17 protein-coding genes are annotated in these 14,722 nt (G+C 64.8%); 5 read left to right on the top strand and 12 right to left on the bottom strand.

Annotation, left to right across the window (positions count from 1 at the left end; all coding sequences use genetic code 11):
- Positions 1-2: 2 nt before the first annotated feature.
- From ACI0FO_RS06775 to ACI0FO_RS06750, 6 genes are all read right to left on the bottom strand, one after another.
- Positions 3-329, bottom strand: coding sequence for an EscU/YscU/HrcU family type III secretion system export apparatus switch protein (locus ACI0FO_RS06775; RefSeq protein WP_416025195.1), 327 nt, complete (start codon positions 327-329; stop codon positions 3-5).
- Positions 329-1,687, bottom strand: coding sequence for a flagellar hook-length control protein FliK (locus ACI0FO_RS06770; protein ID WP_416025193.1), 1,359 nt, complete (start codon positions 1,685-1,687; stop codon positions 329-331). Before ACI0FO_RS06770 ends, ACI0FO_RS06775 begins: the two co-directional genes overlap by 1 nt.
- Positions 1,684-2,037, bottom strand: coding sequence for a flagellar protein FliT (locus tag ACI0FO_RS06765; RefSeq protein WP_416025191.1), 354 nt, complete (start codon positions 2,035-2,037; stop codon positions 1,684-1,686). Before ACI0FO_RS06765 ends, ACI0FO_RS06770 begins: the two co-directional genes overlap by 4 nt.
- Positions 2,038-2,084: 47 nt before the next feature.
- The gene (gene fliS / locus ACI0FO_RS06760) at positions 2,085-2,513 is read right to left on the bottom strand and encodes a flagellar export chaperone FliS (RefSeq protein WP_416025189.1); all 429 of its coding nucleotides are present in this window, start codon (positions 2,511-2,513) and stop codon (positions 2,085-2,087) included.
- 19 nt (positions 2,514-2,532) lie between these two features.
- On the bottom strand, positions 2,533-3,921 hold the full coding sequence (gene fliD, locus ACI0FO_RS06755) for a flagellar filament capping protein FliD (protein ID WP_416025187.1): 1,389 nt from the start codon (positions 3,919-3,921) through the stop codon (positions 2,533-2,535).
- Between the two features lie 143 nt (positions 3,922-4,064).
- Positions 4,065-4,442 carry a flagellar protein FlaG gene (locus tag ACI0FO_RS06750; protein WP_416025186.1) on the bottom strand — a complete coding sequence of 126 codons (378 nt, stop codon included), beginning with the start codon at positions 4,440-4,442 and terminating at the stop codon, positions 4,065-4,067.
- 140 nt (positions 4,443-4,582) lie between these two features.
- Here ACI0FO_RS06750 and ACI0FO_RS06745 point away from each other — a divergent pair, with 140 nt between their 5' ends.
- A complete protein-coding gene (locus tag ACI0FO_RS06745; protein WP_416025184.1) occupies positions 4,583-5,320 on the top strand; it encodes an IclR family transcriptional regulator in 738 nt (245 codons plus the stop codon).
- Positions 5,321-5,358: 38 nt separating this feature from the next.
- Here ACI0FO_RS06745 and ACI0FO_RS06740 read toward each other — a convergent pair whose 3' ends face one another.
- The 4 genes from ACI0FO_RS06740 to ACI0FO_RS06725 all read right to left on the bottom strand — a co-directional run bounded on the left by ACI0FO_RS06740 (position 5,359) and on the right by ACI0FO_RS06725 (position 9,207).
- A complete protein-coding gene (locus ACI0FO_RS06740) occupies positions 5,359-6,525 on the bottom strand; it encodes an acyl-CoA dehydrogenase family protein (protein ID WP_416025672.1) in 1,167 nt (388 codons plus the stop codon).
- On the bottom strand, positions 6,525-7,760 hold the full coding sequence (locus ACI0FO_RS06735) for a CaiB/BaiF CoA transferase family protein (protein ID WP_416025182.1): 1,236 nt from the start codon (positions 7,758-7,760) through the stop codon (positions 6,525-6,527). Before ACI0FO_RS06735 ends, ACI0FO_RS06740 begins: the two co-directional genes overlap by 1 nt.
- Positions 7,757-8,728 (bottom strand): Bug family tripartite tricarboxylate transporter substrate binding protein, encoded by a 972-nt coding sequence (locus ACI0FO_RS06730; protein ID WP_416025180.1) that lies wholly within the window; start codon positions 8,726-8,728, stop codon positions 7,757-7,759. The genes ACI0FO_RS06735 and ACI0FO_RS06730 overlap by 4 nt, the downstream gene beginning before the upstream one ends.
- 62 nt (positions 8,729-8,790) lie before the next feature.
- The gene (locus ACI0FO_RS06725; RefSeq protein ID WP_105559751.1) at positions 8,791-9,207 is read right to left on the bottom strand and encodes a cupin domain-containing protein; all 417 of its coding nucleotides are present in this window, start codon (positions 9,205-9,207) and stop codon (positions 8,791-8,793) included.
- Positions 9,208-9,371: 164 nt separating this feature from the next.
- Here ACI0FO_RS06725 and folC point away from each other — a divergent pair, with 164 nt between their 5' ends.
- The 4 genes from folC (at position 9,372) to purF (ending at position 13,600) form a co-directional block, all read left to right on the top strand.
- Entirely contained in the window at positions 9,372-10,682 is a 1,311-nt protein-coding gene (gene folC, locus ACI0FO_RS06720) for a bifunctional tetrahydrofolate synthase/dihydrofolate synthase (protein ID WP_416025178.1), read from the top strand.
- Positions 10,683-10,745: 63 nt separating this feature from the next.
- Positions 10,746-11,561 carry an SPOR domain-containing protein gene (locus tag ACI0FO_RS06715; protein ID WP_416025176.1) on the top strand — a complete coding sequence of 272 codons (816 nt, stop codon included), beginning with the start codon at positions 10,746-10,748 and terminating at the stop codon, positions 11,559-11,561.
- Positions 11,561-12,049, top strand: coding sequence for a CvpA family protein (locus tag ACI0FO_RS06710; protein WP_088588337.1), 489 nt, complete (start codon positions 11,561-11,563; stop codon positions 12,047-12,049). The genes ACI0FO_RS06715 and ACI0FO_RS06710 overlap by 1 nt, the downstream gene beginning before the upstream one ends.
- Positions 12,050-12,079: 30 nt before the next feature.
- The gene (gene purF / locus ACI0FO_RS06705; RefSeq protein WP_416025174.1) at positions 12,080-13,600 is read left to right on the top strand and encodes an amidophosphoribosyltransferase; all 1,521 of its coding nucleotides are present in this window, start codon (positions 12,080-12,082) and stop codon (positions 13,598-13,600) included.
- An 80-nt stretch (positions 13,601-13,680) separates the two neighbouring features.
- Here the strand turns inward: purF and ACI0FO_RS06700 are convergent, their stop codons facing one another.
- Entirely contained in the window at positions 13,681-14,193 is a 513-nt protein-coding gene (locus ACI0FO_RS06700) for a M48 family metallopeptidase (protein ID WP_416025173.1), read from the bottom strand.
- A gap of 24 nt (positions 14,194-14,217) precedes the next feature.
- A complete protein-coding gene (locus tag ACI0FO_RS06695) occupies positions 14,218-14,703 on the bottom strand; it encodes a disulfide bond formation protein B (RefSeq protein WP_416025171.1) in 486 nt (161 codons plus the stop codon).
- Positions 14,704-14,722: the final 19 nt, after the last annotated feature.

Below are 14,722 nucleotides of genomic sequence, written 5' to 3'. Positions count from 1 at the left end.
CCTTAGAGAGTGAGGTCAGGCGGCGCGGCGTCGGGAAGCTCGCGCGATTCCAGGCGATAGAGCCAGGCCAGCAATTCTGCCACTGCTACGTACAGTTGGGGGGGAATATGTGCATCCAGGTCCACTTGCATAAGCAGGCCAACCAGTTCACGCGACTCGTGCACGTACAAGCCGTTTTCTTCGGCGGCGCGCACGATGGTGTCGGCCAGTTGGCCATAGCCTTTGGCGACCACGCGCGGCGCGCCGTCTTTGTCGTCATAGGAAATGGCGACTGCCGCGTTGCGGTTGGCGTTGGGGCCGTTGTCCTCGGCGTTAGGGCTGATGCTCATCAGTAGTCGTTAGGAATGGCGGGTCGCGGATCCGTCACGCTGACCGCCAGGTTGCTCAGGGTCAGGCCAGCGGCCAGCAGACGCGACCGCAATTGGTCGGACGCATCATTGATCTCGGCGGCGGCCAGCGGCGCAACCAGTTGCAGGACGATTTGGTCGCCGGCCAGATTCAGCCGGGCGTCGACCAGGCCAAGGCGGGGTAGATCCAGTTTCAGGCGGGTGGCCCAGGTGGGCGTCGCCGAATCGGGGTCGCCGCCATAGGGCTCGCGTTCCACTTCCCATTCCATCGGCGTGCCGGGCCAGGCTTCGCCTTGCCAGGCCAGTGACTGGTTGGCCAGCACATCCAGCTGCTGGCGCACCAGCACCGTCAGATCCTGGTGGATTCCCGCGATGGGCGTGCCCGGGGCGGGCGTCGTGGACGATCCGCTGCCGGATGGCGCGTCTGCCCCGCCGCCCGCGCGTCCCGCGGCGGAGGCCTCGGGGCGGCCGCGCGCCGGCGCGGTGTCCTGCGGAATGTCGTCCTTGCTCAGCTTGGCCTGGGGCTCATTCTGTAGCGACGAAGGGCTGATCCGGCCGAACACCATGTTGGTCAGATGCGATTCATAGAACAGTCCGCTGGTTTGCAGCGCCTGGCGCAGCGCCTGTCCCAGCATGCGGGCGGACGGGCCGTTGGCCGCCATCGAGGCGTGGGCCGCGGCATCGGCGCCACGCGAGGCGTGGGCGTCGGCTTGTCCGGCGGGACGGGCTGTTTTGAGGGCGGCGGCATCCGTTGAGCCAGCAAGGCCGGCAGGCAGGGTTGGCGCTGGCGTCGCGGAGGGCGGCGCGTGGCCTGCTCCTGGCGCGGGCTGGCCAGCAGTCGCCTGGCCGGTGGCGGCTTGGCCGGTGGCTGCTTGTCCCGGGGCAGTCTGGCTTGCGGCGGCCTGGGCGGCAGGTTGCTCTGCCGCGCCGCTGGGGTTCCATAACGGCGCGCGGCCCTGCACGGCAGGCGCCGTTTCCGGATATTGGGCCAGCAAGGCCAGGATCGTCCGCGCGGTTGTGCCCAGCGTGGTCGGGGCGGATGCCGTGGTGTCGTTGCTGGTGACAAGCCCTCGGGCGGCCAAGGCCAGCGCGGCAGCCGTCTTCGCGTCCACGACAGTATTCTGGCGGTCGCCTCGGGCGCCGCCAGTTTGTATGCCTTGCCGGGGGTCGCGGGGCGTGCCGTCGGACGGCCCGGGTTTCTCCATGCCTCCGGGCTGGCTGACGGCGTCAGGCCGCGCGCCCGAGACCTGATTGGCGTTAGCGGCGGACATCGTCGTGCCAAGGACGGCGTCCAACCGCTGCACCAGGACGTTACCGAGTGCGGCGGGACCTACGCTCATTCTTCAGACGCCTGATAGCCGTAAGCCGAGAGCAAGGTCTGCTGCCGTTTCATGCGTCCCAGTAATTCGCCCAGGCGAGCCAGTTGAGGCAAGGCCAGATCGCGGGTCAACGCATCGTTTTCCAGAATGCGCACCAGCAGGTCGTATTTCATTGCGCGTTCGGCTTCGTCCAGCGGCACTTTCTGCTCGGACCGGCGCAGCAGCTCAACCCGTTCGCAATACTGTTGGCCATGGACCATCGCCAAGTCCCAGTCGCCCGCCTTCGCGGCAGTCAGCATTTCACCCGTAATGAACAGGATTTCCTGGTAGTTTTCCAGGATGGACGGGGTGGACTGGGTAAGGGACGTCATGGAAATCTCGGGCGTTCGCAGGCTAACTGTAGGCATATGTCGGGCCATTACGGCTCCAGGCCGCCAGCCGGCCGGTCGATGGAAGTCTGCCAGGCTTCGGCCAGGTCGGCCAGCAGTCGGTCGGCAATATCGAGCTGCTCGACATCTGCCTTTAGGTTCGCCGTCAACAACGAGCGGATGATGTAGTCATATAGAAGGGCAAGATTGGCGGCAATGTCACCGCCAGCTTCCATATTCAGGCCGGTCTTCAGGCCTTCATCGACAATCTTGATCGCTTTCGAGATGGCCGCGCCGCGTTCGGCGATACGGCCTTCATTCAAATGAATCCGGGCCTGCCCGATGGCTGCCCGGGCGCCCAGGTAGAGCAATGTGATCAGCCGCTCCGGACTGGCGCCCAGGACTTGCGTTTCCAAGCCGATATCGGCATAGGAACGAACGGAATAAGACCCTGAGGGCCGTCGGGCGGCATACGTCATTTAATGCATCTTCTATAGGTTACTTGGTGGACTTGTTCAGGGCCTCGAACTGCTGGGTCAGGTAATTGCCCGTGCTTTGCATCTTCATGTAGAACGTATCAAGCGCCACGAACTGCGTGCGCATCCGTTCGATTTCCGCGTCGCTTGACGCCTTGGCGCGCGCCTTTTGCGCGTCCAGCGCGGTGATCGTCTTGGCCAGGCCGTCCTTGCGCGTCTTCAACGAACCCGTCGATCCCAGCACGTCCTTCAGCGCGGCGTCGATATTCTTGGCTAAGCCGTTTTCGCCGGTCAGCAGCTTGGCGACATCGGCGGGATTCTCGGTCAGCGCCTTGGTCAGCTTGGTCGTGTCCAGCTTCAATTCGCGGGCGGTGGCATCGGTCGTGATTCCCAGATCCGCCAGCGAACGCAGCGTGCCGGTGCCCAAGACGTTCTGCAAAGCGCCCGCCAGCGAGGACTGGATCGAGCGCGTCGTGCCGTCGCCCGTCAGGGGCTGGTTGGTTGCCGCTTTTGCATCGAACGACGTCAGGTTCTTGATCGTGGTTTGCAGCGTCTTGTACTTGGTGACGAAGTCCTGGATCGCCTTGCTGGCCACCGAGGAGTCGGCTTCCAGCTTCAGCGTGATGGGCTTGCCTGCTTCCGTCTTTTCAGCCAGGTTCAGCGTAATGCCGTCGATGGCGGTCGACATGTTGTTCGAACCGCTCTTGACGGTAATGCCGTTGATAATGACTTCAGCGTCTTCGGCCTTGGTGGCCGCCATGCCGGTCGTGTTGCCACCGGCGTCCGTGCTGAAGCCCAGGATGTTCTGAAGCGACGCGTCGCCGTTCACGGTGATGGACTTGACCGAAGCCTTTTCGCCGGTGTCCCGCGCCGTCAACATCAGGTAATTGTTGCCGTTGCCGTCGTTGATGACGGTGGCGCGCACGCCGGCCTTGTCGTCGGCGTTGACGGCTTTGACGATGCCGTTCAGCGAGGTGTCGCTTTTCAGGTCGATCGTGTGCTTGGTGCCGTCGGCCAGTTCAATCTCGAACGTGCCCGTGGCGCCGTTCTTGGCGGTGCGGTCAGCGACAGCCGTGGATTGCAGGCTTTGGGCGCGTGCCAGGTTCTTGACTTCAATCGTGTATTGGCCCGCGGTGGCGCCTTCGGCCGCCACGGTGGCCGTCAAGGCGGTACCCCCCGTGACGCTACCCTTGATGGCCCCCATCGTTTCCGCTTTGCCCAATACCGCGGCCGACGACTGCAGGGCTTCCAGCGCGCTTTGCAGCTGCGAGTAAGCGTCAATGCGGGTCTGATAGCTTTGCGCGCGCGTGGTGTAGACGGAGAGCTTTTTCGTCTCGGCGTCTTGCAGGTCAGACAGGATCTTTTCCAGCGGCAAGCCGGAAACCGAGCCGAGGTTAGTGATGGAAGCCATGTGAAATTCCTTTCTTGCGAAGCGATTCTGTCAAAAATACGGTGCCGGCGATTGGCCGGGTAAGGGCATAAGGCGGGCCTAATTCGGTGCTTCTCTCACGGATTGGCGCCAAAACAGCGCTAAACACCGTTTTAAGGGCCACGTCAGGCTGTTGTTTTGATGCCGTTGCCTTGCATGTTCACGATCATTTTGGCGATTTTCAGCACGGTTTCGCTGGGAATGGTGCGAATAACGTCGCCCGTTTCCGCGTCCACGACCGACACCACGACTTGATGGACATTGGGGTCGATTTCGAACTGGAGCTGTGTGGACCAGGCTTTCATCTGGTCGTTGATCTCGTCCAGCGCCTTGTCCAAAGGCAGTTTCTGCGAGTCGGACTGGTCCGACGTGGCGCTGTCGGAAGCACCGCTATTGGTCGCTGCGGCCGCAGGCGTCACGCTCACGGCCGGTTCGGCCACGACAGGTGCCGGCGTCATTGCAGCGGGTGCATACGTAGCGGGGGCTAAGGGGGTTACGGCCATGATCACTCCAGCGGCGATGTGGGCGTCTCGGAGGAACGCGCTGTTTTCAGGGAATTCTCAGCTACCATAACGGCATGCCCGCAGGGAACTTTAGCCTCGGCGCGGCAGATGTTTCACGTGCTAAACAGTTGGATCGGGCAATGAGTGTCAAGACGGCGCTACGCGTTATCGAAATCATCGAAACCTTTGCCCGCGAAAAGCGCGCGCTGCCCTTGTCGGAGTTGGCCCGGCTGCTGGATGTCCCCGTCTCCAGCTGCCTGGCGCTGATCCGTACCTTGACCGGCCTGGGATACCTGTACGAAACCAGCCGCCGCCAGGGTTATTACCCCACGGGCCGTCTGCTGGCCATGGCCCAGCGCATCGCGCGGGCCGACCCCGTCCTGGACCGCGTCTATCCCAGCCTGGTTGAATTAAGGGATGCCACCCGCGAAACGGTGGTTTTCGCCAAGCTCACCCAAGATGGGCGGGTGGTCTATCTGGATGTGCTGGATTCGCCGCATACCATCCGATACGCGCCCGTTGCAGGCGAGTTCAAAGACGTTCACGCTAATTCGCTGGGCAAAGCCCTGGTGTCGTTAATGGCCGAGCCCGCCCGCGCCGCGATGCTGTCGGGCATGGCGATGACCCGCTACAACACGCGCACGCTTGTCACGCCGCAGGCACTGGAGGCCGACATCCAACAGTCGCGGCAGCGGGGATGGTTCATGAACAGCGGGGAATCCATTGCCGATGTCGGCGCTATCGCGTGGCCCGTCACGCTGTCGGGCGAGCACTACGCGATTTCGGTAGGCGGCCCGATCTACCGGATCGAACCGCAGCAGGAAGCCTATGCGCGTATTCTGCGCGCGGCCTGCACCGGGCTGGAACAGCAAGCCTGAGGGGCTGCCACGCAGGTCGCGCGGCAGCCGTCCATGGCTCAGTACGACTTCGGCAGCCCAAGCACCTTTTCCGCGATGAAGCACATGATCAGCTGCGGGCTGACGGGTGCGATGCGCGGGATGAAGCTCTCGCGCAGCAGGCGCTCTACATGGTATTCCTTGGCGTAGCCCATGCCGCCCAGCGTCATCACGGCGGTCTGGCAGGCGTTGTAGCCGGCTTCGGCCGCCAGGTACTTGGCCGAATTGGCGTAGGGGCCGCAAGGCTGCCCCGCGTCGTACAGGCTGGCGGCCTTGAACACCATCAGGTCCGCCGCTTCCAGCTGCATCCAGGCCTGGGCCAGCGGATGCTGAATGCCTTGGTTCTGTCCGATGGGGCGGCCAAACACGGTGCGTTCGCCGGCGTATTTCACGGCCCGGTCCAGCGCGGCGCGGCCGATGCCCACGGCTTCGGCGGCGATCAAGATGCGCTCCGGGTTCAAGCCGTGCAGGATGTACTCAAAACCGCGGCCTTCTTCGCCAATGCGGTCGGCCACCGGAATGCGTAGGCCATCAATGAACAACATGTTCGAGTCCACGGCCTTGCGGCCCATTTTCTCGATTTCCCGCACTTCAATCTTCTCGCGGTCCAGGTCGGTATAGAACAGCGACAGGCCCTGCGTGGGCTTGTCCACCTCTGACAAAGGGGTAGTGCGGGCCAGCAGCAGCATTTTGTTGGCCACCTGCGCCGTCGAAATCCAGATCTTGCGGCCATGCACCACGTATTCGTCACCCTGGCGCACGGCGCGCGTGGACAGCTTGGTGGTGTCCAGCCCGGCGTCGGGTTCGGTCACGGCGAAGCAAGCCTTCTCGCGCCCGGCGATCAGCGGTTCCAGCCACCGCCCACGCTGCTCGTCGCTGCCGAACACCACCACGGGGTTCAGGCCGAAGATGTTCATATGCACCGCCGACGCGCCGGTAAAGCCGGCGCCGGAGGCGGCGATGGTCTGCATCATCAGCGCGGCCTCGGTCATGCCCAGCCCGGCGCCGCCGTACTCCTGAGGCATGGCGATGCCCAGCCAGCCGTCGCGGGCCAGGTCGGCGTGCAACGGTTCGGGGAAACCGCCTTCGCGGTCTCGTTCCAGCCAATATTCATCGGGATAGCGGTCGCAGATGCGCGAAACGGCGTCGCGCAGCGCCAATTGCTCGGGGGTGAAGGCAAAGTCCATCATTCGTTTCCGTCTTGGGTAATGCCGCGGTCGATCAGGGCGTCGATCCGGGCGGCGTCATAGCCGGCTTCGGCCAGCACCTCGCGGCTGTGTTCGCCCAGCCTGGGGGCGGGCCGGCGCAGGGAAGTCGGCGTGCCCTGGTACTGGCCCAGCGGGGCGGTGGTGCGTATCCGGCCCTCGGAGGGGTGGTCCATTTCGCGGATGAAGCCGGTGGCGGCCAGATGCTCGTCCTGCAGCAGGCCGTCCACCGTGTAAAGCTGCGACGCCGGGATGTCGGCGCGCGCCAGATCGTCCAGCCATTCCTGGCTTGTGCGCGTGCTGACCACCTCCGCCACGAAAGCGTAGACCTCGCCGATGTGCGCGGCCCGCGCCCCGTGAGTGCAGAAGCGCGGGTCCTGCCCAAGTTCCGGCCGGCCGATCAGCGTGAAGAAATTGCGCCAATGCTTGTCGTTGTAGATCAGCAGGCAGATATAGCCGTCGGCCGTCGCGTAAGGCCGGCGATGCGGCGCCAGCAGACGCGCGTAGCCAGTGGGGCCCAGCGGGGGTTCGAAGGTGGCGCCGCCCAGGTGGTCGCCCAACACCAAGTGCGCCATGCCTTCGAACATGGGGATCTCGACCTGCTGGCCGCGTCCCGTGGTCTTGGCGTGCAGCACCGCCGACACCAGCGCGATGCCCACGTGCAGGCCGACGGCGCGGTCCGCCAGCGTCAACGGCGCGTAGCGCGGCACGTCGCCGCTTTGTTGCGCGGACAGCGCGGCGATCCCGGTCTGGCCTTGAATCAGATCGTCGTAGGCCGGACGCCCCGCATAGGGGCCGGCCTCGCCAAAGCCATAGGCGCCCAGGTACACGATGCGCGGGTTGCGCGCGGCCACCGCTTCATACGACAGACCCAGGCGGGCCATGGCTTGCGGCCGGATGTTATAGAGCAGGGCATCGTAGCTTTCGGCCAATTTCAAGCAGGCATCCAGGCCCTCGGGCGTCTTCAGGTCCAGCACGATGGACCGTTTGTTGCGGTTCAGGTGCAGGTACAGGTGGCCCATGCCGGGGTTGCGCATGGGGCCGACGGCCCGCATGTTGTCGCCCGAAGGCGGTTCGACTTTGATGACGTCGGCGCCCAGGTCCGCCAGGGTTTGCGTGGCATAGGGACCCATCACGACTGAGCTCAGGTCCAGGATGCGCACGCCGGCCAGCGGGCCGGCGCCGGGCGTCGCATCAGAAGCGTTCTGCTGCGTCATTGTTGTTCAATCCCCGCATCGCGGATCAGCTTGCCCCACAGGTCGCGTTGTTCACTGACGAACTGGGCAAACGCCTGGGGCGTGCTGGAAAAGGCGTCGAAGCCCAGGCCGGCCAGGCGCTTCTTCACCTCGGGTTTGGCCACGACCTGATTGATCGCGGCGTTCAGTTTGGCCACGACGTCGGGAGGCAGGCCGGCCGGACCGAAATAGCCGTTCCACGAATTCAGGTCGAAGTCGTTCACGCCGGCTTCGGCCATGGACGGCAGGTCCGGCACGATGGTGCTGCGTTCGGCGGTGGACACGGCCAGCGCGCGCAACTGGCCCGATTGCACGAAGGGCAGGCCGGAGGCCAGGTCGGTGAACATGAAGTCCACCTGTCCGCCGACCACATCGGTCAGGCCTTGCGGCGTGCCTTTATAGGGCACGTGCAAGATGTCGATCTTGGCGCGGTCCGCCAGCGTGGCGCCGGCGACGATGCCGGTGCTATTGCCGCTGGCATAGGTGATGCGGCCGGGGCGCTTCTTGGCGTCGGCCACCAGTTCGCCCACGTTCTTCCACGGGCGCTTCGGGTTCACGACCAGGATGAAGGGCAGGTTGCCGCCGCGCGCGATAGGGGTGAAGTCCTTGACCGGGTCGTAGGGCACGTTCTTCATCAGCCAGGGCGCGGCCGAGTGCGATGTGTTGGTGGTGACGAAGAGCGTGTAGCCGTCCGGTTTGGCTCGCGCCACATAGCTGGCCGCGATGGTGGCGTTGGCGCCGGGCTTGTTCTCGACGACGATCTGCTGCCCCAGGATGGCGGACAGCTCCGACCCGAAAATCCGGCCGACGGCATCCGTGCCCGAACCGGCCGGGAAGGGCACGATCAGGGTGATGGGTTTGTTGGGATAGTCGGCGGCGTGCGCGGCCGGGGCAGCTATCGCGGCTGCTCCGGTGATCAGCGCGGCGCCCAGCAGGCGTAGGTTTCGCATGGTTTGTCTCCAGTTTTTGTAGGTCAAGCGCGGCTCTTCGTCCGCGGCTTGCCGCTGCGCCGTCAGGCAGCAGGGGGTGGCGCCGGGAAATCGCGGATCACGCGATCGGGGGATTCTTCATAAGGGGGCGTGTAGATCACCAGCAGACGAGCGGGTTCGTCGCTGGTCACGGTAAAGACGTGCGGGATGTCGGGGGGGAAGTAGCAGCAGTCGCCCGGGCCCATGTCGGCCCATTCGTCCTGCACCTGGGCGCGCGCCGTCCCAGAGATCAGGTAACAGACTTGTTCGATGCCAGGGTGGGCGTGCGGCAGGGCGCCTTTGCCCTTGTCGATCACGCCCAGCAGCACTTCCACGCCCCGCGCGCCGACCGTCTCGGGGCTGATCAGCCGGCGGTTCAGCGTGCCGGTGTGGTTGGCGGGGTGATAGCCCGGAACGTCGGCCTCGCGGACCAGCCAGCTTGGGGTTTTCTGCTGCGACATGTTCATCCGTTTAAATTTTCATACGTAAATTTATTTTCACGTATGAGAAAAACATCGGCAAGCGCTTTTTCGGTTCAGATACCGTGCCGCGCCCTAGGGGATTAGGGAAAACACCGTGCGCGGACTGTTAAAATTCAAGGCTGACCTCACTTCGCGACCCCGCCATGTCCCTTGTTCGCCCGCCCGACGCATCCGCCAGCCTGTCCGATTGGCTCCAGTACCTGGAATCCATCCACGCCACCGCGATCGACATGGGCCTGGACCGCGTCCGCGACGTGGCCGCGCGCATGGGGCTGGAACTGTCCGGCGTCAAATTCGTCGTCGGCGGCACCAACGGCAAGGGGTCCACCTGTGCCATGCTCGAAGCCATTCTGCTGGCGGCGGGGTACAAGGTGGGGCTGTACACCTCCCCGCACCTGATCGACTTCAACGAGCGCGCCCGCGTCAATGGCCAGATCGCCTCGGACGACGCCCTGATCGCCCAGTTCCAGGCGGTGGAAGCGGCCCGCGGCGAAGTCTCGCTGACTTATTTCGAGTTCACCACGCTGGCCATCCTGCGCCTGTTCTCGCAGTCCCGCCTGGACGCCGTCGTGCTCGAGGTCGGCCTGGGCGGCCGCCTGGACGCCGTGAACATCGTTGATGCGGATTGCGCCATCGTCACCAGCGTCGACCTCGATCACACTGACTGGCTGGGCGACACCCGCGAGAAAATCGGCTTTGAAAAAGCCCACATCTACCGCGCCGGCCGTCCCGCGATCTGCAGCGACCCGGTGCCCCCGCAGTCACTGCTGGACCACGTCGAGCAGATCGGCGCCGAACTGTGGCTGTTCGGGCGCGACTACAACTATTCCGGCGACCGCCAGCAATGGGCTTATGGGGGGCGCGAACAGCGCCGCAGCGCGCTGGCGTACCCGGCCCTGCGCGGCGCCAACCAATTGCTGAACGCATCGGCGGCGCTGGCCGCGCTGGAATCCGTGCGGGACCGCCTGCCGGTGCCGCAGCAGGCCGTGCGCCTGGGGCTGTTGCAGGCGTCGCTGCCGGGCCGCTTCCAGATTCTGCCCGGCCAGCCTTCGGTCATTCTTGACGTGGCGCACAACCCGCATGCGGCCGCCGTACTGGCGCAGAACCTGGACAACATGGGCTTTCATCCGTACACCCACGCGGTGTTCGGCATGCTGAACGACAAGGACCTCGCGGGCGTGGTGGCCAAGCTGGGCACCCGTATCGATCATTGGTATTGCGCGGGCCTGCCCGGGCCGCGCGGTACCTCCGGCGAGGCGTTGGCCGAACAGGTCGCCGCCGCCTTGCCGCCATCCCCCGCCGGCGCCGAAAGTCCCAGCATCGCGGCCTACTCGGATCCCGCGCAGGCCTTCGCCGCCGCGCGCGAACGAGCGGTCGAGAATGATAGAATCGTGGTGTTCGGGTCGTTTCTCACCGTGGCCTCGGTTTTGCAGGCTCTGGGTCGCAAGGCATAGGCAAATCGGGTCTTGGCGGCCCGCCGCCATATTGCCGCAAGGCGCCGCAAGGAATTCTCTTCCATGGGTTTTTTCAAACGCAAAGATCCTGCCGATCAGGCGCAGTCCTCCAAACGGGCGGCAGTGCCTAGCGAGGTGCAGGCTGCGGAGCTGCGCGGCCGCGCGCGGCGCAGGTTGGCAGGCGCCGTCGCCCTGGTGCTGGCGGCTGTCATCATCCTGCCCATGGTGCTTGATTCGCAGCCGGTACCAGTTGCCGACAATATCCCGATCCGCGTGCCGGAACGTAATACGCCTTTCCAGCCTCAGGTAAGCGAGCCGCAGGCCACCGCGCCGGCCACCCCGGGTTCCGCCGCCGCGCCGAGCACCGCGCCCGCCGATCCCGCCGCCGTTCCCACGCCGCCGCCGGTCACTTCGGTGCCGCCCGTGGCCGTTGCGCCGACGGCGCCGCCCGCCACGTCGGTGACGCCGCCGCCGGCCACGCCGCCCAAGCCTGACGTCAAGCCGAAGCCGGAACCGAAGCCCGAGCCGAAGCCGGCCACGCCCAAGCCCGACGCGCGCTCCGATGACGGCGCGCGCGCGCTGGCCCTGCTGGAAGGCCGTTCGGCGCCGGCCGCCGCCGCGCCCGCCCCGAAGCCTGCCGCCAAGGGTAATTTCGTGCTGCAGATCGCCGCCTACACGACGTCGGAAGACGCGCAGTCGCGCCGGGGCAAGCTGCATCAGGCCGGCGTTACGAACGCATTTGTGGAACAAGCCTCCATCGGGGGCAAGCAGCAGTACCGTTTGCGCGTGGGGCCATTCCCTTCGCGCGAGGCGGCACAGGCGGCCCAGGCGCGTTTGCGCACCTTGGGCTATGACAATGGTTTCATTGCCGCGCAATAGTGACCGGCTTCGACTTCGTCGTGCTGGCCATCCTGGCGGTCTCGGGTGTGCTGGGCCTGGTGCGCGGCCTGCTCAAAGAGGTGCTGTCGCTGGTCGCCTATCTGCTGGCCTTCGTGGCCGCGATATGGTGGGGTCCCACTGTCTACACGTGGCTGGAGCCCTATATTGAAACGACGCTGCTGCGCATGGGAGTCTCATACGCCGTGGTGTTCATCCTTGTGCTGCTCGGTGTGGGTTTGGTCAACATGACGCTAGCCGCCTTGATCCGCAGTACCGGACTCAGCCCCGCCGATCACGGCTTGGGCGGGATGTTCGGGCTGGCCCGTGGTCTGGTGATCGTCCTGGCGCTGGTCGCCGCCGCCGGCTACACGCCGCTGCCCCAAGAGCCGTGGTGGAAGGACGCCATGTTTTCGCATTCGGCCATCGAGGCCATCAAACATATCAAAACGTGGCTGCCGCCGTCTTTGGCGACATGGCTGCCGTATTGATTAGCTTCAAATCAACCAGGAAATCTCACCATGTGTGGAATCGTAGGGGTCATCGGGCGCGGGCCGGTCAACCAGCTGCTCTATGACAGCTTGCTGCTGTTGCAGCATCGCGGGCAGGACGCCGCGGGCATCGCGACGTCGCAAGGCAACCAATTCAATATGTACAAGGCTCACGGCCTGGTGCGCGACGTCTTCCGGACGCGCAACATGCGGTCGCTGCCCGGTACGTCTGGCGTCGGCCAGGTCCGCTATCCCACCGCGGGCTCCAGCGCCAGCGAGGAAGAGGCCCAGCCGTTCTACGTCAACGCCCCGTTCGGCATCATGTTCGCCCACAACGGCAACCTGACCAACTGGCGTGAATTGCGCGAATCGCTCTACCGGGTCGATCGCCGCCATATCAACACCAATTCGGATTCCGAAGTGCTGCTGAACGTGCTGGCGCACGAACTGCAATCGTCGGCCAATGGCGTGTCGCTTGACGACGACGCCATCTTCCGCGCGGTGTCCGCCGTGCACAAGCGCGTGCGCGGCGCCTACGCCGTCGTTGCCCAGATTTCCGGTTACGGCCTGCTGGCGTTCCGCGACCCCAACGGCATTCGTCCGTTGTGCATTGGCCGCATGGAAACCGACGAAGGCGTCGAATGGATGGTGGCCTCGGAATCCGTGGCGCTGGAAGGCAGCGGCTTTGTCTTCGTGCGCGACGTCGAGCCCGGCGAAGCCGTGTTCGTCGATCTGGACGGCCGCTTCGTCAGCCGTCAGTGCGCCGACAATCCGCAGTTGGTGCCCTGCATTTTCGAATACGTCTACTTCGCGCGCCCGGATTCACTGATCGATGGCGTGTCGGTCTACGACGCCCGCCTGCGCATGGGTGAATACCTGGCCGACAAAGTGGCGCGCAACATGCGCCTGGGCGACATCGACGTCGTCATGCCGATCCCGGACTCCTCGCGTCCCGCCGCCATGCAACTGGCTGCCCGTCTGAACCTGGACTACCGCGAAGGGCTCATCAAGAACCGCTACGTGGGCCGGACGTTCATCATGCCGGGCCAGGCTGTGCGCCGTAAGTCCGTGCGCCAGAAGCTCAATGCCATCGGCATGGAATTCAAGGGCAAGAACGTGCTGCTGGTCGACGATTCCATCGTGCGCGGCACCACCAGCCGCGAAATCGTCGATATGGCGCGCGCGGCTGGCGCCAACAAGGTGTACTTTGCCTCGGCCGCGCCTCCGGTCCGTTTCCCCAACGTCTACGGCATCGACATGCCTACGCAGTCCGAGCTGATCGCCACCGGCCGCACCGACGAGGAAATCGCCCGCGCGATCGGCGCCGACTCCCTGATCTACCAGGATCTCGCCGACATGCAGCAATCGGTGCGCGACCTGAACCCCAAGATGTCGCGTTTCGAAGCCTCGTGCTTCGACGGTGAATACGTCACCGGCGACATCACCGCCGAATACCTGGCCCGCCTGGGCCAGTCGCGCGCGGAACCGGGCCAGGATGAAGGCGCAAGCGGCCTGCAGTTCAATATGGGCTACGCCGCCAACGACGCCTGACCAGCCGTTGTTCCGCCCAACGAAAATGCCGTCCCTCGGGACGGCATTTTTTTCGCGCCGATGGCGTCAGGGACGGGGCCTCAGCCCTTGGCGTCCCACAGCGCTTCCCGCGTGGCTTCCAGATGCGTCAGATACAGGCGCAGGTCGAATTCGTACTGGTGATAGTGCGGCTCCATGCGCAGGCACAGGCTGTAGAACGCCTTGTTGTGGTCCTTCTCTTTCAAGTGTGCCAGTTCATGCACCGTGATCATCTTCAGGAATTCGGCGGGCACGGATTTGAACAGCGTCGCCACGCGGATCTCGTGCTTGGCGCGCAATTTGCCGCCCTGCACGCGCGAGATATACGTGTGCTGCCCCAGCGCATGCTGGATCACATGAATCTTGCTGTCGTAGGCCACCTTGTTGATCAGGTCGCCATTGCGCAGATAGGTATTCTTCAGGTCCGTCACATACTCGTACAGCGCGCGGTCGGTCCGCACGGTGTGCGGACCATCGGGATAGCGCGCAAGTAGCGCGGGCCCCAGTTTGCCTTGGTCAAGCAGTTGCTGGGCCTGGAGCAGCAAGGTCTCCGGGTAGCCGGTCAGGTATTTCAAGGTCGTCTTGCGCAGGGGTGACGCTTACCGTGCGCCGCCGCGCCCGAAGACGACGGGCAGCGCCATGAAGAACAGGACCACGAAAAGCGCCAGGCTCCACAGGGCGTACTCGATGCCCAGCACCGGCACCTTGGCGTCCATGCAGGTGGCAAAGATGCCGAACAGCGAAGGGATGGCGCTTTCAAGGCCGATGCCGGTCATGAAGCGGTCGGCAAAGGTCTGGTCGCAGGACAGCATGTTCGCGGCGACACTGTATTGGTACCAGGCCGCGGCCACGCCGCCCAGCGATAGCAAGGCGGCCAGCGCAGCAGCGATGCGCGTCAGCGCGCGCCCGCCGCCGAAGCCGCCGACCAGGGCGATGACGCCGATCACCAGATAGATCAGGCGCTGCATGACGCACCAGGCGCACGGCGGCATGTCAAAGACATGCTGGGACACGAGGGCGACGCCGACCGCGCCGAAACAGAAGAGGGCGATCAGGCGAAGCAGGCGTTCAGAACGAGTGGTCATTGTTGTTGCGAGTAGCGGG

The sequence above is a fragment of the Achromobacter marplatensis genome, from assembly GCF_049060505.1.
Classification (GTDB): Bacteria; Pseudomonadota; Gammaproteobacteria; order Burkholderiales; family Burkholderiaceae_B; genus Achromobacter; species Achromobacter marplatensis_A.
Note: the sequence above shows the minus strand (reverse complement) of the source record. Positions and strands in the feature narration are given on the sequence as shown.

Coding starts and splice junctions, on each gene's coding strand:
- ACI0FO_RS06730 (WP_416025180.1), bottom strand. CDS start 8,728: ATGCGAAACCTACGCCTGCTGGGCGCCGCGCTGATCACCGGAGCAGCC.
- fliD (WP_416025187.1), bottom strand. CDS start 3,921: ATGGCTTCCATCACTAACCTCGGCTCGGTTTCCGGCTTGCCGCTGGAA.
- ACI0FO_RS06715 (WP_416025176.1), top strand. CDS start 10,746: ATGGGTTTTTTCAAACGCAAAGATCCTGCCGATCAGGCGCAGTCCTCC.
- ACI0FO_RS06735 (WP_416025182.1), bottom strand. CDS start 7,760: ATGACGCAGCAGAACGCTTCTGATGCGACGCCCGGCGCCGGCCCGCTG.
- ACI0FO_RS06725 (WP_105559751.1), bottom strand. CDS start 9,207: ATGTCGCAGCAGAAAACCCCAAGCTGGCTGGTCCGCGAGGCCGACGTT.
- ACI0FO_RS06765 (WP_416025191.1), bottom strand. CDS start 2,037: ATGACGTCCCTTACCCAGTCCACCCCGTCCATCCTGGAAAACTACCAG.
- purF (WP_416025174.1), top strand. CDS start 12,080: ATGTGTGGAATCGTAGGGGTCATCGGGCGCGGGCCGGTCAACCAGCTG.
- fliS (WP_416025189.1), bottom strand. CDS start 2,513: ATGACGTATGCCGCCCGACGGCCCTCAGGGTCTTATTCCGTTCGTTCC.
- ACI0FO_RS06695 (WP_416025171.1), bottom strand. CDS start 14,703: ATGACCACTCGTTCTGAACGCCTGCTTCGCCTGATCGCCCTCTTCTGT.
- ACI0FO_RS06770 (WP_416025193.1), bottom strand. CDS start 1,687: ATGAGCGTAGGTCCCGCCGCACTCGGTAACGTCCTGGTGCAGCGGTTG.
- ACI0FO_RS06740 (WP_416025672.1), bottom strand. CDS start 6,525: ATGGACTTTGCCTTCACCCCCGAGCAATTGGCGCTGCGCGACGCCGTT.
- ACI0FO_RS06750 (WP_416025186.1), bottom strand. CDS start 4,442: ATGGCCGTAACCCCCTTAGCCCCCGCTACGTATGCACCCGCTGCAATG.
- ACI0FO_RS06775 (WP_416025195.1), bottom strand. CDS start 329: ATGAGCATCAGCCCTAACGCCGAGGACAACGGCCCCAACGCCAACCGC.
- folC (WP_416025178.1), top strand. CDS start 9,372: ATGTCCCTTGTTCGCCCGCCCGACGCATCCGCCAGCCTGTCCGATTGG.
- ACI0FO_RS06745 (WP_416025184.1), top strand. CDS start 4,583: ATGAGTGTCAAGACGGCGCTACGCGTTATCGAAATCATCGAAACCTTT.